Source organism: Allorhizobium sp. GW101-3B10, from assembly GCF_059424725.1.
In genome coordinates, this window is the sequence record NZ_JBWKZR010000001.1 from 3242857 (window position 1) to 3259725 (window position 16869).

A 16869-nucleotide genomic window follows, 5' to 3' on the forward strand; every position below is an offset into this window, starting at 1 on the left:
TTGTGGAGTTTTTTACTATAGTTTACTGTCACCGCAAGAGGATCGAACAGGAGTTGCATTTTCGTGCTCGAAGCCAGTGACATCGCCGCGAGCTATGGCGAAGTGCCTGTCTTGCAGGGTTTGTCGGCCGCGTTTGCCAAGGGGCGTGTCACCGCGCTGGTGGGCCCAAACGGCTGCGGCAAGTCGACGCTGCTGAAGGCGATCATGGGGTTTGTGCCCGTTTCGTCAGGGGAAATCCGGCTTGAGCGGGAACCGGTTCGAGCCATCGGCCGGCGCGCGCTGGCCCGCAGGATCGCTTATCTGCCGCAGGAATCCCAATGCCCGGACTACATGACGCTCGGTGAACTCATCGAACTTGCCGGCCATTCCCGATACACGCTCGCCGGCGGTCCGTCGGAGCGTGACCGCATGCTGTTTCGCCAGGCCCTGGAGATCGTCGGCCTAGCCGACCGGGCCGGCTGCCAGGTCAACGCACTGTCCGGCGGCCAGCGCCAGCGCGCCTGGATCGCCATGGTGCTGGCCCAGGACACCGACGTGATCCTGATGGACGAGCCGGTCAACCATCTCGACATGAAGTACCAGTATGCCGTGCTTGGCCTGGTCCGCGACCTGTCGGTGCGCCATGGCAAGACGATCGTCATCGTGCTGCACGACCTCAACCTGACAGCCACCTTCGCCGACAATGTCGTCATGCTGCGGGCCGGCAAGGTGGTTGCCGCCGGACCGGTGGCGACCACCGTCACCGCGTCCACCGTCGCACGCGTCTTCGATCTCGAGGCGGAGGTCTTCACCCGCGACGGCAGGCTGATCTGCCTGCCGCGGATGAGGACCACAGGGACCGTTACGGCATGAACCGGCGCCAGCTTTCTCTTGCCGGCGCACCCTTGGTGCTGCTGGCCGCCCTGCTGGCCAATCTGACGATCGGCGCAGCCGCAATACCGCTGGAGGAAGCGGTCCATGCGCTGCTTCATGCGCAGGCGGAAACGTATGAACAGTCGGTCATCCTCTTCCAGCGCCTGCCGCGAGCGCTGATCGCGATCTATGTCGGCGCGATGACCGCCGTGGCTGGAGTGGTCCTGCAGGGCCTGACCCGCAATCCCCTGGCCTCGCCCTCGACGCTCGGCGTCAATGCCGGCTCGACCCTCTTCGTCGTGGCCGGTGCCTATCTCTTCGACCTTGGCATGGAGGCCCAGGGCGTCGCCGCGCTGGCCGGTGCCTTTGCCGGTTTCCTCGCCTGCGTTTTCGTCGCCCGCATCGCCGGCCGCACCAGCGACCCGCGCGGACTCGCGCTGATATTGTCCGGAGCGCTGGTGTCGATGCTGTTCCTCGGGCTGACCAACGCCTTCCTTCTCTCCGACCCGGCCCGCCGCGGCGATTTTCTTGGTTGGGTCAGCGGCAATATCAATCACGTCTATGCCGAGCGTCTCTTCGCCTTCTGGTGGATCGGCGCTCTGGCACTGCTTGTCCTCCTCGTCCTTGCACGGCCGCTGACGCTGATCCTGCTCGGCACCGAGAAGGCGGCCTCCGCCGGGGTCCATGTGACATGGGTCTCCCGGCTGGCGCTTGGCGCCGCCATGCTGGCCAGCGGATCGGCGGTGGCGATTTGCGGCCCGATCGGCTTCGTCGGACTGGTCGTGCCGCATATGCTGCGGCCCCTCGTCGGCAACGGCTTCGCGGTGCTCCTGCCCACCTCGGCGCTGATCGGCGCCGGCCTCTGCCTGATGGCCGATCTCGCTGCCCGCGAGGCTTTTCAGCCCTATGCGCTGCACACCGGCCTCCTGATGGATCTGTTCGGCGGACTGGTCTTCGTGGGGATCGTCAAGCGCTTCTATCTGTCATCCTCGAGCAGGAGCCCTTCATGAGACGCGACCGGGCGACCGACGGCAGACGGATCCTGCGCTTCTCCGGCGGCCTGCAGATGCGCGAGGGCAATCTCCGGGCCGGGCTTGGCCTCGTCCTTTTCACGGCTCTGCTCGCGGCCCTGTCGACGGGGCTCGGCACCGCGGATGCCGGCATGCTCGACCTTCTTGGCGCACTGGCCGGCAACCCGCTCGCCGACGACCAGGCCTATGCGCTGTGGAGCGTCCGGTTGCCGCGCATCGTTCTTGGCTTCATGGCCGGCTGGAGCGTCGCGCTTGCCGGCGCCATGCTGCAATCCATCGCCCGCAATCCGCTTGCCGATCCCGGCCTGTTCGGGTTGAGCCAGGGCTCAATCACCACGATCATGGTGCTTCTCGTCCTGTTTCCGGCCGCGCCCAAGGCCCTGGTGGCGCTTTCCGCCATCGGCGGCGGCCTCGCGGTCGCCACTCTGCTCATCGGCCTCGTCGGCAGCGAACGATCGAGCGGGCTGGCGATCCTGCTGATGGGCATAGCGATCGAAACGGTGCTCTCCGCATTGAGTTCGGTCCTGCTGCTCTACACGCCGGCGGAAACTTCCTACGCCCTGTCCGACTGGCTGGCCGGATCGCTCTTCCATGCAGACTGGCCCGGCATCCTTGCCTTCGCGCCGCTCTTCCTGCTCACGCCGGTCGGCATCTTCTTCATGGGCCGAGCGCTTTCCGTCTATGACCTGGGCAATGAAATGGCGATGGCGCTCGGCGAACCCGTCGGACGCTCGCGTCCGCTCATCCTCGGCTTTGCCGTCGTGCTGAGTTCGGCTGCCGTGACCGCCGTCGGTCCCCTGACCTTCCTCGGCGTGCTCGCGCCGCATCTCGCCGGCTATGTTTCACCCGCGGTCGGGCGCGCCCGCCTGTTCCTCTCCGCGGCCATGGGCGGAATACTGGTTGTTGCCGCAGACGCCCTCACCCGCGGTATCGGCGCGGACATCCCCATGCCGATCGGGCTGGCGCTGACGCTGGTCGGCGTGCCCCTTTTCATCATCGCGCTCCGCCTGCAGGCGCTCCGCAAGATGCAGTCACACTGAAAGGGAAACACCATGCGTTTGACGATCCTCTTCTCGGCCCTGCTCGCGGCCGGCACCAGTCTTGCCGGCGCGCGCGTCCTGACCGACGATGCGGGGCGCAAGATCACCATCCCGGAAACGATCGACCGGATCGTCGTGATGCACGAACCGCTGCTCGGCCTGCCCCTCATGGATCTCGGCCTGTCGCCCGTCGGCAGCTATGGCCGGGACGAGCGCGGCCGGACGCTGACAGCCGTCGATTTCATCGACACGGTGCTCGGCGAGGGCCGCGAAAAGCCGAAGGGCATTGGCGCCGTGGGGCAGATCGATCTGGAAAGGCTGCGTGCGCTCGACCCCGACCTTATCATCGGCACGGAACGGGATATCGACAAGGTCGAGCAACTCGCCGCGCTCGCCCCCGTCTATCTTCAGAAGGTCAGCACCGGCAAGGCCCGCGGCTTCAGCGTCGAGGCCGAGCTTGCCGAAGTGGTGGGCGCCGAGCAGGCCTTCGCGGAACGCAGACAAGCCTATCTCGGCCGGGTCGCGACCTTGCGCAAGACTGCCGCGCCAAAGGAGGGCGCCACCTATCTGGCGCTGATCGTGCACGACCAGATCAACCTGGTTGGCGACATGTCGGGCGCTATCCAGGCCATCGAGGACATCGGCTACAGACGCCTCCCCCTCGACGGACTTTCGCCCGGAGCGGGCCTCGGCTCGACCTTCTCCTTGCCCCTCAATGCCGAGAGCTTCGGCCGGCTCGACCCCGACATTCTCGTCATCATGAACAGCTATGCCGGCAAGGATCGCTCGGAAGCGGCGACCCGCGCCCGTCTCGACAAGCTGCTGCCGGGTTGGGACCGCTTCCTGAAGCCTGTCCGCGACGGCCGGGTGCTCTTTCTCGATTCCGGCGCGGTGGCGACGCCGACCGTGGCAAGTGCCGAGCACACGCTCGACGCGTTCGAGGCCCAAACGAAACGCTGACGCGCCGACGAGGTTGAACAAGGAAGAGGCTGCGGACCGACCGGTCCGCAGCCTTCGTTCCGGACTATGGCAGAAACCTCAGAAGGTCCCCTTCACGCCGACACCGAACATGCGCGGCGTCGTGATGCTCGCCTCGATGCCGCCGGTGCCGCGGTTATACTGCATGTAGGTCGGGACCCGCTCGTCGAAGATGTTCTTGACGAAGCCGTAGACCTCCAGTTCCTCCCGGAACTTGTAGCTCGCCCGGGCGTCGGCCAGCGTGTAAGGGTCGATCGCATAGACCGAGGAATTGGCGTCGTCCGAATAGTATCCGTCCGTATGGCGGACCTCAGCCGAGAGATTGAACTTCTCGGTGACGTCCCAACTTGCACCGAAGCTCAGCATGTAGCCCGGCGACTTCTGGAAGTCATTGCCTTCCAGCGAGCCGGAGTCATAGGACATCTCGTCGATCTCCGTGCGCAGGGCGCCTGCCGCACCCTTGAGGGTCAGATTGTCCAGGGCCCGATACTCGAAAGCGGCTTCCATCCCATAGGCATGCGCCTTTTCGGCATTGACCGTGTAATACTGGGTGACACCGCTTGCCAGGACTTCGCCGAAGGGCCGCTGTGCATTCTTGATATCCATGTAGAACAGGTTGGCCGTCACGAAGAGCTTGTCCTCCATGAGCTCGGCACGGGTGAAAAGCTCATAGTTCCAGCTGGTTTCTTCCTCGAAGGTCAACCAGGCATTGGGGCTGCGCCGGAAGGATGCACCGCCGGGATTATAGCCGCGGCTGACCAGACCGCCGACGGTCCAGTCGGGCGTGACGTCATAGGCAAGCGTCAACTTCGGCAGAAGCGCATCGAAGGTCTCGTCATAGTCCAGCTCGCCGATACCGGTATAGGTGCCGTAGCGCTGGATGCGGTCGCGCTGGTAACGCAGGCCGCCTGTCAGCGTCCACTGGTCGGTCAGCTTGTAGCTCAGTTCGCTGAAGACACCGAGATTGTCCTTGGTGTCGTCAAAGGTCGTGATGCCGCTGAAGTTGAGGTATTCGTCCGATACCGTGTGCGAGTAGAAGACGCCGGCCATACCGGAAAGCACGTCGTCCTCGTCGCCGAAGGTCACCCGCGTCTCGTGGGAAATATTGGCCTGCTCGACTTCCGCGTTGCCATTGGTCGCCGGTTCGGCCACGCGTTCGACTTCTGACTTCGAATACTGCGTCTGGTTGAACAGTTTCACGCCGTTTTCGAAATCATAGTTGATGTCGAGGATCAGGGTGTTGGTGTGCTGGTCCCAGCTCGGCATCGTCGTCGTCAGGCTTTCGAGATCGTCGAACGGGGCCTGGGCGGCTTCCTGGGTGGGGCGATTTCCGGAGCTATGGGAATATGTGAGCATCGTCGAGAGCCCGGGAATCTCGCTCGGCTCCCAAAGAAGCTTGCCGCGCGCATTGAAGGCGCGGAAGCGCTGGTCCGTGTCGCCCTGCAGGAAACCGGAATTGACATAGTCGATGAAGGTGTCCCGGCCCGAATAGTCGATCGCGAGGCGTGCCGCGAGTTCGTCTGCGATGATGGGTCCCGAGACCGCGAGCGAGGCCCGTTTGGTGTCGTAACTTCCGATCTCGGCCTGATAGGATGCTTCCGGGGTGAAGCTCGGATCCTTGGTGTTGACGATGATCGAACCGGCGATCGCATTCGCCCCTTGAGACGTGGTCTGCGGGCCGCGGAACACTTCGATGGACTCGAGATCCCAGATCGAGGTGGAACCATAGATGGATTCGAAATAGTTCAGATAGTGGCCGTCGAGATTGACGGTCGCACGCGGCACCGTGCCGGCGAAGAAGGCCCCGGAGCCCGTATTGGGACCCTGCGCGTCCTGCCCGCGGATGATCGGCGCACCGACATTGTCCGTATAGAAGACATTGGGAACGTCGGTGATCGCCTCTGCGACCGAGCTGTTGCCGATCGACTCCTCTTCAAGATCCTCCGCATCCTTCACCGTGACCGACGAGGCCGTGTCACTCAGGCTGCGGGCGACTTTCTCGCCGGTGATAATGATCGCACCGAGTTGCGTTACGCCCTCCGCATCCTGGGCGACGGCCGCCTTTGCCGTCAGTGACAGCGTGATCGCGCTGACACCCAGCATCAGTGTCTTGTTCAATCGTAATGACATGGAGAGCCCCTTAGCTGAAAAACCATGACGCGAAATCCGAATTCGCGACCTTAAAGTTGAGTGAAATAATCAACATAAAAAGGCCATGTCAATCGCCGAGAGAGCAATGCGTATAGGTTGTGCGTTGATTGTAACTGTTCTGCCACACATCAAAGGTGGCTCACGCCAGAGCAGCGAATCCGCACGACAGCCGGCGCGGCGGGAAAGTCCGTCGCGACTCACCATTGGCTATGATTTATATAACTTATTTTCGATATTCCCGCCCAGCGCATGCCCTGCCGCAAGCCGGTCACGCCCAAGCACGCGGTCGCGACAGATGCCTGATGAGCTCCCGAGATCGGCAATCTTCGATTGTATTTCCGATTACAGCCTTTTCGGTCGTTTCCGCAGTTTGCATGGTTTCGGCTCGCCGTCAATAAACTTGATAATTTGAGACTACTTATGTTGCGCCAGCCAAAACTGCCTGCTAAGGTTTTCATCGATACGTCTCGCAACTCCGGATAAACGCCATGACTTGGGAAAATTCGACGCAGACAACTTCGCTTGCACATCGAGGACCAGGCGCTTCCGTTCGGGCGTAAGCCTGCGGTTATCCGCTTTCGTCCACCTACCGACATCCCCAAAAGGACCGACCTGATGACACCGTCGCCTCTCACCGCGCCGACAGCCGATCGCATGCCGAAAAGACACCGTCACCCCGTGCACTTGCGCCGCCTCGCGGTAAGCCGGGTCGAAACGATCGGTCCTGCGCTGGTGCGAGTGATCCTGACCGGCCCGGAACTGGCCGGTTTCACAAGCCTTGGCTTCGACGACCATGTGAAAATCTTCTTCGCGGCGCCGGGCGAAGCCGAGCCCTGCCTGCCGACGGTCGGACCGAACGGGCTTGAAATGCCGGAAGAAGGCCGCCGCCCCCTCGGCCGCGACTACACCCCGCGCAGCTATGATGCGACAAAGGGGGAACTGGCAATCGACTTCGCCATCCATCACGACGGCCCCGCCAGCAATTGGGCCAGGACGGCAAGACCCGGCGACCTCGCCTGGATCGCCGGGCCGCGCGGATCCTTCGTCATACCCTTCGACTTCGACTGGCATCTGCTGATCGCCGACGAGACGGGCCTGCCGGCGCTTGCCCGCCGGCTGGAAGAGCTGCCGGCCGGCACGCGGGCCATCGCCCTGATCGAAGTGGACGGACCGACGGAGCAGATCCGGATCGAGACCACGGCAGAAGCCAAGATCGTCTGGGCTCACCGGAACGGCGAGCCTGCGGGGAAAAGCCGTACCCTCGTGGACGCCCTCTCCCAGACCTCTCTTCCGCCGGGTGACTTCTTCAGCTGGATCGGCTGCGAATCGCAAATCGCCAAGGAACTCCGGACGATCCTCGTCGCCGAGCGCGGTGCCAATCCGAAATGGATCCGGGCCTCCGGCTATTGGCGACGCGGCGAGACCGGCGTGCACGATCACTTCGACGAATGAGCGGAGAGAACCGACCATGTGCACGCTGATCGAGCAGATCAGGAGGGAAGTCGCCCGCGTCCTCGACGACACGCTCGACGGACATGAGCCCGATCGCAACATGATCGAAATCGGCCTGCATTCGCTGGCGATCATGCAGTTGATCGGCCCACTTTCGGCGCTGGCGGGGACGCCGCTCGACTACGCCGATCTCGCACGACAACCGACGCTCACCGCGTGGCAAGGGCTGATCGATCGCGCTCGCTCAGGTCGGACAATGCCGCGCGGCACGTGACGCAGCGGACGGACACCACAGGATGCAATCTAGTCGGAACACGGATCGCAGAGAGATCTGCAGCCGGCCGACAAGCGATGAAAGAGGAGACTGACATGGCCGGAGAATCCGACCGCCGCCAGGTGCATGTGGACATGGAGAGTTTCGACGGAGGGCTGGAAAAGGCGCATGCCGACATCAGCCGCATGTCGCCGGGCGCCGCAGCGCCCTCGCAATACGAGGAGCGCGCCTGGCTCGCGCAGATGCAGAAGCCTGAAGGCATTCACCGCCACCTGCTCGCCTACAGCCTTACCGGCACGCCGGACATCGCCAGATTGGTCGCGGCCGCTCGCACGCTGGCAACCCGCTGGCCCGCTCTCAACAGCCGCTATCGCTTCGACGAGCAGGGGGAGCTCCGCCGACAGGAAGACGGTAATACCTTTGGCGCCATCGAGATCCTGCGGGCGAACACACTGATCGACGCGACCCGTCTGGCGCTTAGCCATCAGGCCGCACCTTTCGACCCCGAAGCGGAGGCCCCGTTCAAGCTTCTGCTGATCCTATGCGAGACGGAAGCGCTGCTGGTCATGCTCCTGCACCGCTTGCTCGACGAGAGCTGCCCGGCCGAATCGGTTCTACGCGGCCTTGCCGCCGCCTATCAAGGCCTGCCGATCCCTCGGGTTCCGACACCGGCGATTGCGGTGCAGAGCGCTTCGGGCGGGATGGCACCGATCGCCTGGCTGCACCGTGGCGACCAAGGCGCACAATTCCTCTTTCCGGCCGTTTCCGGCACTGCCTTTCCCGACGCCTCAGGCGCGACAGCCACGCGTCACCGCACCGTGGCGCCCACCGGCCTACTCGGCAGCGATGTCACGGAACTGCCCCCTCCGGCCGCCCTTCTGGCGTCGGTCGCGGCGCGCTTTGCCCTCTTTGTCGCCCTGCTGGGCGGGCATGAAACCATCAATATTGCCGTGCCGCGCCAACCCGGATCGACCCTTGGCGAACCGGGACTTGGCTACTCCGCGCGTGATCGCGCCAGCCTGGCCGTTGCAGTCGGGCGCCCGGTGACGGAGACGACGGCAGCGATCCTTGCCCAGATCGCCAGCGGCGGAGCCTCGGCGATATCCGGACTGCCTGAGGTCACTGTCACCTGGCTTGCCGATCCCAACGATTTCTTCGATGCAGGGGACTTGCGGCTCGAGCGCCTGCCCCTGCCGACGTTCGAGCCGCTCGCCGACCTGAACCTCGGCGTCGGCCGGACAGCCGACGGCCACCTGCTGCTGGAACTGACGACGGGGCAAGCCGTGTCCGCCCATGCGGGCGCCTTGCTCATCGACCGCTTCGTCGCCTTCCTCGACGACCCCACCATCCTCGAGAGCCTGCCTGCCCGCGGAACGGCACCTTTGCGATCGACAGCCGGAACGCCTGTGGAGCAGAGCGCCCCGTCAGACGAGGCGAACGGGATCGAAGCGCTGATCCTCGCCGCGTTCCGCGAGGCCCTGGCATCGCCGGAGATGGGTCCGCAGGACGACTTCTTCGACCACGGTGGCCATTCGCTGATCGCGACCCGGATCATCGGCCGGCTGCTCGGCAATCATGGCATCGAGGTCCATTTCAACGACCTGTTCAGCTATCCGACGGCCGCCTCGCTTGCCCGCCATGCACGACGCAGCGAGGCACAGGCGATCGGATTGCCGGAGGTCGCCGGTGCGTCCGGCTCACTGACGGCACCGCTGTCACTGGCGCAGATGTCGCTGTGGAAAGCCTATGCCGCCTTCGGCTTCAACGAGATCTTCAACATTCCCTTTGCGCTCGATTTCCTCGATCCAGTCGACGAGCGCGTCTTCGAATGCGCCTTCCTCGACCTCGTCGAACGCCATCCGGGCCTACGGACGCTGTTTTACGCTGACGGCGATACGGTGCTGCAACAGGTCGTGCCGATGTATGACCTGCCCGGCTACAAATGGTTCTGGAGCAGCGACGAAAGCGCGGACGTCGCGCGCAACAGCGAGGCCGGCCATCGCTTCGACCTGGCAAAGGAACTTCCGATCCGGCTGCGTTTCCTGAAGGATCCGGCCAACGGCCGACAGACGCTCTCCTTCCTCTTCCACCACATCGTACTCGACGAATGGTCGGTGAACCTGATGATGGACGAACTGGCGGAAGCCTATCGCGCCCGCGCCGCCGGCAAGGCTCCGCGCTGGACGACGGAGCCCGCGCCGTTCCATGAATTCGCCCGAAAGCAGGCGGCCGCCGGGGTCAATGCCGACCATCTCGCCTATTGGACGGACATGCTGCGCGACGCGCCCAAAGGCCTGCCCATGCTTGGCGCTGCGCAGGAGCGGTCCGCGCCGGACGCAGAATCACAGTCATCGGCTGCGGGCGGTTGGGTCGAGTTCAAACTGGACCACGCCGTCACCGAAGGGCTCTACACCACAGCCAAGGAAAGCAGTGCTTCGCTGTTCAACGTTGCCTATGCGGCGATCGCCGCGTCGCTCAACAGGCTCGGCGGGGTCTGCGACCTCGTGGTCGGAACCTCGGCCTCGGGCCGTATCGATCCGGCCTATTTCGACACGGTCGGGTACTTCACCACCGTGGTCGCTCATCGCCTCCGCTTCAGCCCGGCAACCACCTTGGGCGAGCTGATCGCGACGGTGAAGAACACCGTCAACGAGTCCCTGCCGCATTCCGAAATCCCGATCGACCTGATCGAGGAGGCGCTCGGCATGACGCCCGGCCGCGACCACCTGTTCGAGGTCTTCATCCAGATCCATGCGAAGAACAAGCTGAACGGCACGCTGCAGACGGCAGACGGCAGGGCCATCGAGTTCCGCCAGGTCGATCCGGAGCGGCATGAATCGCTGCTCGGTCTGCATTTCGAGGTGATGGAGGAAATGATCGCCGGCGAACGTTCGATCCGGGTGCTGATGAGCTACCGCACCGAACACTATGGCCCCGAACAGGTCGAAGCGATCCGCACCACCACCCGCGACGTGTTCGCCCGGTTCGCCCATCCCGGCGCCATGAACGAACCGGTTTCGAGCCTGCTCGCGATCGGCTGACACCGGCCGGGATCACACGACCGGGGCGACAAAGGCCGACCTCGATCAATCGAGGCCGGCCTTTCCTTGGGGCTGCCTGCCGATGTCAGCCGGTCACGCCGGCAAGATGATCCTTCGTCGGCTCCGCCGCGGACGCAGCGCGTCCCGCCGGCGACAGCGCCCAGGCGAGAAAGAGCGGCAACTCGACCCTCCGCCGTTCAAAATCACGTGGATCGGTCATGGCGGAATCCGCATCGATCTGGAGTGTCAGTCCCCCGCCATCGTCTTCGCCGCGGAAGGTCAGATTGAAGCCGTCGCCCGGTCCGTTGGCGAGGATATGCCGGAAGACCTGCAAATCAGCAAATTCCGGCGAACTGAACGGCAGGACATTGATCAATGGAGAAAAGAAGAAGCGACTCGCCTCCGGCATATCGCGGTCGGCCGCGATCTGCTCGATCCTGTAGCGCCCATGCCGCCGCTGCTTGCGCAGTATTCCGGTGGAGCGGACGAGAAATGCCCCGATCGTCTCGCCCGCTTCCACCGTCAGGAAGAAGGGGAGGATGTTGACCAGCATGCCCGGCATATGGGCGCCGACACTGCCCCAGCGGCTCATGAACGGCAGCCACAAGGTCAGCACCTCGCCCTCCGGTGCCTTCTGGCGTGGCTGGTCGTGGTAGAGATAGAGACCGGACAGGAGAACGAGCAGATCCGGCCAGCCGATGCCGAGCGCCTTGGACACATCAAGGAGAGAGGCCGGCAGATCGGACGACAGCTTCGCCGCGCCGTGCAAGCCGCCGCCGCAATAATCCTCCACTCCCTTGTGCAAGACCGGAAGGTCGATCGGCCCGTCGAGATAGGCGGCCCAGAAGTCCCGGTCGGCGGCGAAACGGCGGCTCGTGCGGTAAGCCTCCTCCTCGGCGAGGAAAAGGGCAAACGAATGGAAGGGATGCCCGGCATCCGTTCCATCGCGAAAATGGCGATAGAGATGCCCGCAGCGCTGTTCGATCAGAGCAAGCCCATAACCGTCAATGATGATGTGATGGGCACGGACGTACCAGAGATAGCGATCTTCAGCGAGACGGAACAGCAACTGGGCCGACAGCCTGTCGGTCCTGAGGTCCAGCCGCGCCTCGATATCGGCCTCCATGCGCCGCTGAGCCTCGGCCATCGGATCGGCATGGTCGCGCAGATCCACCGTCTCGAGGATCGGCTGGCACTCCGGATCGAAGATCTGTATCGGGTCTTCGCCGTCTCGGCCCGCGCGAAAGCGCACCGACAAGACCTCGGCCTCGGCGGCGGTGCGGGATATCGCCCGGATCAACGCGTCCTCGTCGACATTGCCCTTGAGCTCGACGCAATGGGCGACCGTCGAGACCGGCTCGTCCGGGTGGAAGGAGAACTCCTCCCAGAAATCGAGCTGCGGCAGGGTCAGCGGCATCCAGCCGCCGGTGGATTCGATATGCGACACGGAAATTCTCCTCATCATCTGTGGTCGGCGCGAGCGGGTGCGAGACGGCAATTTTCGGGCGCTTCGATGTCCGACGCGACCGTCGCTTCTCAGCTCGGCCCGCCCGGCAAAAGGGCCTGAACCTGTCCGGCATTGCGGCAACGGACCAGTTGGGGCAGCGCAAGCTCGACGCCCAGTTCGTTGCGGATACGCGTCGAAATCGCCTTGAGATGCGATGGCAGAAGCCCGAGCGCCAAGAAATCCGTCGTCTCGTCGACATCCGGGCTGCCGGGCCTGCCCAGCACTCCGAGATAGATGTCGAGCACCCGCCTGTCCTTCGTCGCCGTGGTCCGCCGTGTTGCGGCCTGCGATGCGCCCGCTGGCGCCTCGGACGCACTCGCCAAGGTCATGAGTTCGCGGGCGCGGCGCCGGTCCGGCTTGCCATTGGCGGAAAGCGGCAGATCATCGACCGCAATGAGACGCGTCGGGACATGCGATTCCGGCAGGTGCCGCCGTGCAAAGGCGCGCAGTTCGGAAGCCGTCAGGCCCGCCTCGGAATCAGCGACGTAGAGCACACCGATCGCCGCCTCGCCGCTCTGTTCGGCGCCATAGTCGACGACCAGCACGCGGCGGATGGCCGGATGGCCGACAAGTTCATTCTCGATGTCGGGCAGCGAGACCCGCACGCCGCGCACTTTCACATAGCCGTTGACCCGGCCTGCAAACAGGATCTTGCCATCGGACCGGTAGCGTCCCCGGTCGCCGGAGCGAAAGGCGCGGACCGGGTTTCCGGCCTCGTCGATGACCATGACGAAGTCGGTCTGGCTGACGACGCCGCCCTCCAGATAGCCGATCGCCACATTCACGCCCGCGGTGTGAATGCGCCCGACCACGCCGGCCGGGCAGTGCTCGCCGGCATCATCGAGCAGGAAATAGCGATTGGCCGGCAGCGGATGGCCATAGGGAACCTGATCCGTATCCTCCGGCGCGATCTCGTGCCAGATGCTCCAGATCGTCGTCTCGGTCGGCCCACCCAGCGAAATCAGGCGCAGGTCCGGTTTCAGGCGCCGCAGTTCGGCGATCACCGCCGGCTTGATGTAATCGCCGCCTTGGGCGACCAGCCGCAGCGAACCCAATTCGTCACCGCGGCGGCACGAGAGCAGCATTTCCAGGATCGCCGGCACCGAGCACCAGAGCGTGACACCATGTTCGGCGACCAACTGGTTCCAGCGGATCGCGTCCTTCTCCTCGCCCGGCGCCGGCAGGACCAGCGTGGCGCCCGCGGTCAGGCAACCGAGGACGTCGAACACCGACATGTCGTGATGCAACGGCGTGACCGAGATGAAGACATCCTGCTCGGTGACACTCCATTCTCTCAGCGTGCTGCCGATGACATTGGCGGTTGCCCGATTGGCCAGGACCACGCATTTCGGCTTGCCCGTGGTTCCCGAGGTGTAGAGGTAGTAGGCGGGCTCCTCGCTTGCCGACAGTGCATCGAGCGGCAGGGTGAGCGCACGCGGATCGTCCGGCCTCTCCGCTTCGAGCAATCGCTCCGGGGCGATGGCGCTGAAACCTTCGGGGACCATGGTCGCGACGATCAGATCGGGCCGGCAGTTCTCGAGCAGATAGGCCAGCCGGTCGGCAGGAGAACCGGCATCGATGGGAACCCAGATCGCTCCGACAAGCGCCGCAGCCAGCGTCACCGCAGTATGCTCCGGGCTTCGCCCAAGGCATACGGCCACGACGCTGCCTTTGCCGATGCCCCATGCCTTCAGCCCCGCCATCGCCCGCGACACCATCTCGCCCAGTTCGGCATAGGAGATCCGGCGCGGACCCGAAATCAGCGCCGTCTTGCCGCCATGCCCATCGAACAGATGGCCGGCAATGCGTTCGAGGAAAGGATCGCAGGCAAAGTCGCTGACCGCGCCATTGCGGTGGTAGTGGTGAAGCGTGATGAAATCCTGGGCCGAGAGCGCCAAGGCGCCCCGCTCCACGATCGCCGTGATCGCGCGGTCCATCGCGTCGAGAAAGGCGCGCACGACGAATATGTCGATCGCCTCGCGGGCATAATCGACATCGAGAACCAGATGGCCTGCGCCGTCCTGCGAGAAACGGATGTCCATGGCCACCTGAGGCGTCTGCGTCAGCCCGCTCGACAGACGGACCGAACGGTCCGGCGAAAGCACCGGCCAGGACAGGCCGTTGGTGATGACGACGGGCAGTGCGATATTGCCGGGATGGGCGGCCATCAGCAATCGGCTGATGTCGACGCCGGAAAAGGCAAGATGTTCGAGCCCCTCAAGCACATCCGCCTGCAGACGCTCGGATCGCTCGGCAAAAGTGCCGGACCGACGATCCCAATGGACGGCGATGAAACTCGAACGATTGCCGAGCGGGCCGGTGCTTTGCGGCGCGACGGGAATGCCGACGCACAGCCCGCCCTCGCTAACCCAACGCGACAGGACTTCGAGAATGACGGCGGTCAGCATCGAATTCTTGAACAGCCGCTGCCTCGCGCCGACCCTCGCCAGCGCCGCAAACCGCTCGCGCTCGACCGTCAGGCTCTCCCGGCCGTAGCGCGAACTCTTGATGGTTTCGATCGGCTTCAACCACGGCAGTTGCGGCGGCCCCTCGACCCCGGCGAGCTTCTTCGCCCAATAGGCGGCATCAGCCTCCCGGATCGTTGCCGCGGGCGGCTCGGCAACGGGCGCATCCGACCTCGCGATGTCATCCGGCGGGGCATCTCCGAACAACTCGACCATCAATGCGGCAATGGCCCGGCCATCGACGATCAGGGCATCGAAGCGGACGAAGACGACCCCGGTATCGCCGCCCGGCACCAGCGGCTGCGGCAGCCGGAAGGCGGTGACGTCCCAGGGCGGACCATCGAGATCGAAGATCCCATGCGCGTAATCGTCGCGCAGCGCTTCGACACGCCGCAAGGCATCTTCGCAAGCGAGATCGCCAAGGTCGATCAGGCGATAGTTCACCGTCCTCCCGCCTGACACGGTCTCCTTCAGACGCTGCGTGTCGATCCGGGTCCGCAGGCTCTCATGCCGCCCGACCATCTCCGCCAGGCGCCGAGGCAGGGCGTCGAAATCGACATGCCCCCGATATTCACGGAACTCCTGCATCGCGACGCCACCGAGGGGGAGATGCTCGCTGCGCCCGAGGAGATAGGCCTGCTGCAGGGCGTTGAGGGGGTGTTCCATCGTATCTCCTTGCGAAAACGGCTCGGTCTTCCGGAGTTCGGCGCCTGTCGGCGCCAGCAATCCAGACAACGGCAGGTCGACGGCATCGGGCGCATCCGCAACGCGGCGGACAAGCGCCACGAAACCGTCGAACAGCGCCGTGACCCATTCCTTCGGCAAGGCGTCGAAGCGGATGTCCCAATTGATCAACAAGCCGCCGTCCGCCGCCGCCACCTGCGCATCGATCGCCACCTGCGGCCCTTGCGACACCGCCCAGTTCATCTGGCCGAACACTCGAGAAACGCGTGCGGAGAAGAGTTCGCCACCGGACAGATCGAGCCCCGCCGTGAAAACCACCGGCGAGGTCTGCACCGATCCGCGGTGGCGCGACAGATCGCGCATGACGCTGACGCCCGGGTATGCACAATGAGCCAGCAGCCCGATCATCTCCTCGCCGAGACGGCTCGCGAGCGTCGCCAGGCAATCCTCGGGCCTCAGTTCGACGCCGAGGACGAGCAGGTTGGAGAAATCCCCGACAATCCGATCGACCCGCTCAACCACCGGTTGGCGGAAGAACGTCGGCACCGACAGACGGAAGCGGCCGGCTCCGGTCGCCCGCCCGAGCGTGAAGGCGAAGAGCGACAGCATGAGAGTGGCGGTCGTCACGCGCAACCGGCGCGCGGTCTGCTGGAGCGAGTGACGCTCCTCGGCCGAAAGCCGGACGGCAAGCCGGTCGCTGTTGACCTCGCCGGCTTTTTCCACGGTCGGCAAGGGCGGTGCCGGCGGAATGTCGGCCAGCCGGCTTCGCCACCAGAGACGGTCTCTCTCTCGCCGGCGCTGGAGATCAGGATCGGAATTCGCCGTGTCGAGCCATTCGAAGAACTGCGCAACCTCGGCTGGCCCCTCCCCCTCGCAAGCCTCGTAGAAGCGCGCCAGATCCTCCATCACGATCCGAAAGCTCTCCGGATCGACCGCGATCATGTCCGTGTCGACATGCAGGCGGGAAAGACGGCCCGGCAACAGGCTGAGTCCGAAGGCGGCCGCCTGGCCCGACGCCAGATCGAGCCGGCGGTGCGTCCAGATGCGACGCTTCGCCGCCAGCCGAGCCGCGACCATAGGTTCATCGAGGTCGGAAAGATCCTCCACGTCCAGGGGCAGTGGCGCCGGGGTCGGTTCGACGGACTGCCGGCCGTCCCCGTCGACACACAGGTGAAGCATACGATGGACGCAGCCGAGACGCGCGAGCGCCCGCCGCAGCCGTTCCGGCTCGACGGCCGGACCGTCGAATTCGGCGTAGAGATGCGAAACAACCCTTCCGAGCACGTCGCCCGCCTCGCGACCAACCCAGCCGGCGGCCTGCATCGGTGTTAATTCACGCATATGGACTCGCAGCGGTTGACAAAACATGATCATCATACTCAAGTATAAATCAT

At 64.5% G+C, this 16869-nt stretch carries 10 protein-coding genes; 7 read left to right on the top strand and 3 right to left on the bottom strand.

Going from position 1 to position 16869, the window contains the following annotated elements; translation table 11 throughout:
• The first annotated feature begins 63 nt into the window (after positions 1–63).
• Genes AC07Y0_RS16185 through AC07Y0_RS16200 form a run of 4 tightly spaced genes read left to right on the top strand, consistent with a single transcriptional unit; the run spans position 64 to position 3883 of the window.
• Positions 64–852, top strand: coding sequence for an ABC transporter ATP-binding protein (locus AC07Y0_RS16185; protein ID WP_498678759.1), 789 nt, complete (start codon positions 64–66; stop codon positions 850–852).
• On the top strand, positions 849–1862 hold the full coding sequence (locus tag AC07Y0_RS16190) for a FecCD family ABC transporter permease (protein WP_498678760.1): 1014 nt from the start codon (positions 849–851) through the stop codon (positions 1860–1862). The genes AC07Y0_RS16185 and AC07Y0_RS16190 overlap by 4 nt, the downstream gene beginning before the upstream one ends.
• Complete coding sequence (locus AC07Y0_RS16195; RefSeq protein ID WP_498678761.1) at positions 1859–2923, top strand: FecCD family ABC transporter permease; 1065 nt, start codon at positions 1859–1861, stop codon at positions 2921–2923. The genes AC07Y0_RS16190 and AC07Y0_RS16195 overlap by 4 nt, the downstream gene beginning before the upstream one ends.
• A gap of 12 nt (positions 2924–2935) precedes the next feature.
• Entirely contained in the window at positions 2936–3883 is a 948-nt protein-coding gene (locus tag AC07Y0_RS16200) for an ABC transporter substrate-binding protein (protein ID WP_498678762.1), read from the top strand.
• 78 nt (positions 3884–3961) lie between these two features.
• Here the strand turns inward: AC07Y0_RS16200 and AC07Y0_RS16205 are convergent, their stop codons facing one another.
• Positions 3962–6031 carry a TonB-dependent receptor gene (locus tag AC07Y0_RS16205; RefSeq protein WP_498678763.1) on the bottom strand — a complete coding sequence of 690 codons (2070 nt, stop codon included), beginning with the start codon at positions 6029–6031 and terminating at the stop codon, positions 3962–3964.
• A gap of 636 nt (positions 6032–6667) precedes the next feature.
• Between AC07Y0_RS16205 and AC07Y0_RS16210 the strand changes: the two genes are divergently transcribed.
• From AC07Y0_RS16210 to AC07Y0_RS16220, 3 genes are all read left to right on the top strand, one after another.
• A complete protein-coding gene (locus tag AC07Y0_RS16210) occupies positions 6668–7504 on the top strand; it encodes a siderophore-interacting protein (protein ID WP_498678764.1) in 837 nt (278 codons plus the stop codon).
• Between the two features lie 16 nt (positions 7505–7520).
• Complete coding sequence (locus tag AC07Y0_RS16215; protein ID WP_498678765.1) at positions 7521–7778, top strand: phosphopantetheine-binding protein; 258 nt, start codon at positions 7521–7523, stop codon at positions 7776–7778.
• Positions 7779–7873: 95 nt separating this feature from the next.
• Positions 7874–10819, top strand: coding sequence for a condensation domain-containing protein (locus AC07Y0_RS16220; protein ID WP_498678766.1), 2946 nt, complete (start codon positions 7874–7876; stop codon positions 10817–10819).
• Between the two features lie 85 nt (positions 10820–10904).
• Here AC07Y0_RS16220 and AC07Y0_RS16225 read toward each other — a convergent pair whose 3' ends face one another.
• The gene (locus AC07Y0_RS16225; RefSeq protein WP_498678767.1) at positions 10905–12266 is read right to left on the bottom strand and encodes a condensation domain-containing protein; all 1362 of its coding nucleotides are present in this window, start codon (positions 12264–12266) and stop codon (positions 10905–10907) included.
• A gap of 89 nt (positions 12267–12355) precedes the next feature.
• The gene (locus tag AC07Y0_RS16230; RefSeq protein WP_498678768.1) at positions 12356–16816 is read right to left on the bottom strand and encodes an amino acid adenylation domain-containing protein; all 4461 of its coding nucleotides are present in this window, start codon (positions 16814–16816) and stop codon (positions 12356–12358) included.
• Positions 16817–16869: the final 53 nt, after the last annotated feature.

Bases quoted from the DNA above. Each gene is read 5' to 3' on its own strand.
- AC07Y0_RS16190 (WP_498678760.1), top strand. From the start codon at position 849: ATGAACCGGCGCCAGCTTTCTCTTGCCGGCGCACCCTTGGTGCTGCTG.
- AC07Y0_RS16195 (WP_498678761.1), top strand. From the start codon at position 1,859: ATGAGACGCGACCGGGCGACCGACGGCAGACGGATCCTGCGCTTCTCC.
- AC07Y0_RS16200 (WP_498678762.1), top strand. From the start codon at position 2,936: ATGCGTTTGACGATCCTCTTCTCGGCCCTGCTCGCGGCCGGCACCAGT.
- AC07Y0_RS16205 (WP_498678763.1), bottom strand. From the start codon at position 6,031: ATGTCATTACGATTGAACAAGACACTGATGCTGGGTGTCAGCGCGATC.
- AC07Y0_RS16210 (WP_498678764.1), top strand. From the start codon at position 6,668: ATGACACCGTCGCCTCTCACCGCGCCGACAGCCGATCGCATGCCGAAA.
- AC07Y0_RS16215 (WP_498678765.1), top strand. From the start codon at position 7,521: ATGTGCACGCTGATCGAGCAGATCAGGAGGGAAGTCGCCCGCGTCCTC.
- AC07Y0_RS16220 (WP_498678766.1), top strand. From the start codon at position 7,874: ATGGCCGGAGAATCCGACCGCCGCCAGGTGCATGTGGACATGGAGAGT.
- AC07Y0_RS16230 (WP_498678768.1), bottom strand. From the start codon at position 16,816: ATGCGTGAATTAACACCGATGCAGGCCGCCGGCTGGGTTGGTCGCGAG.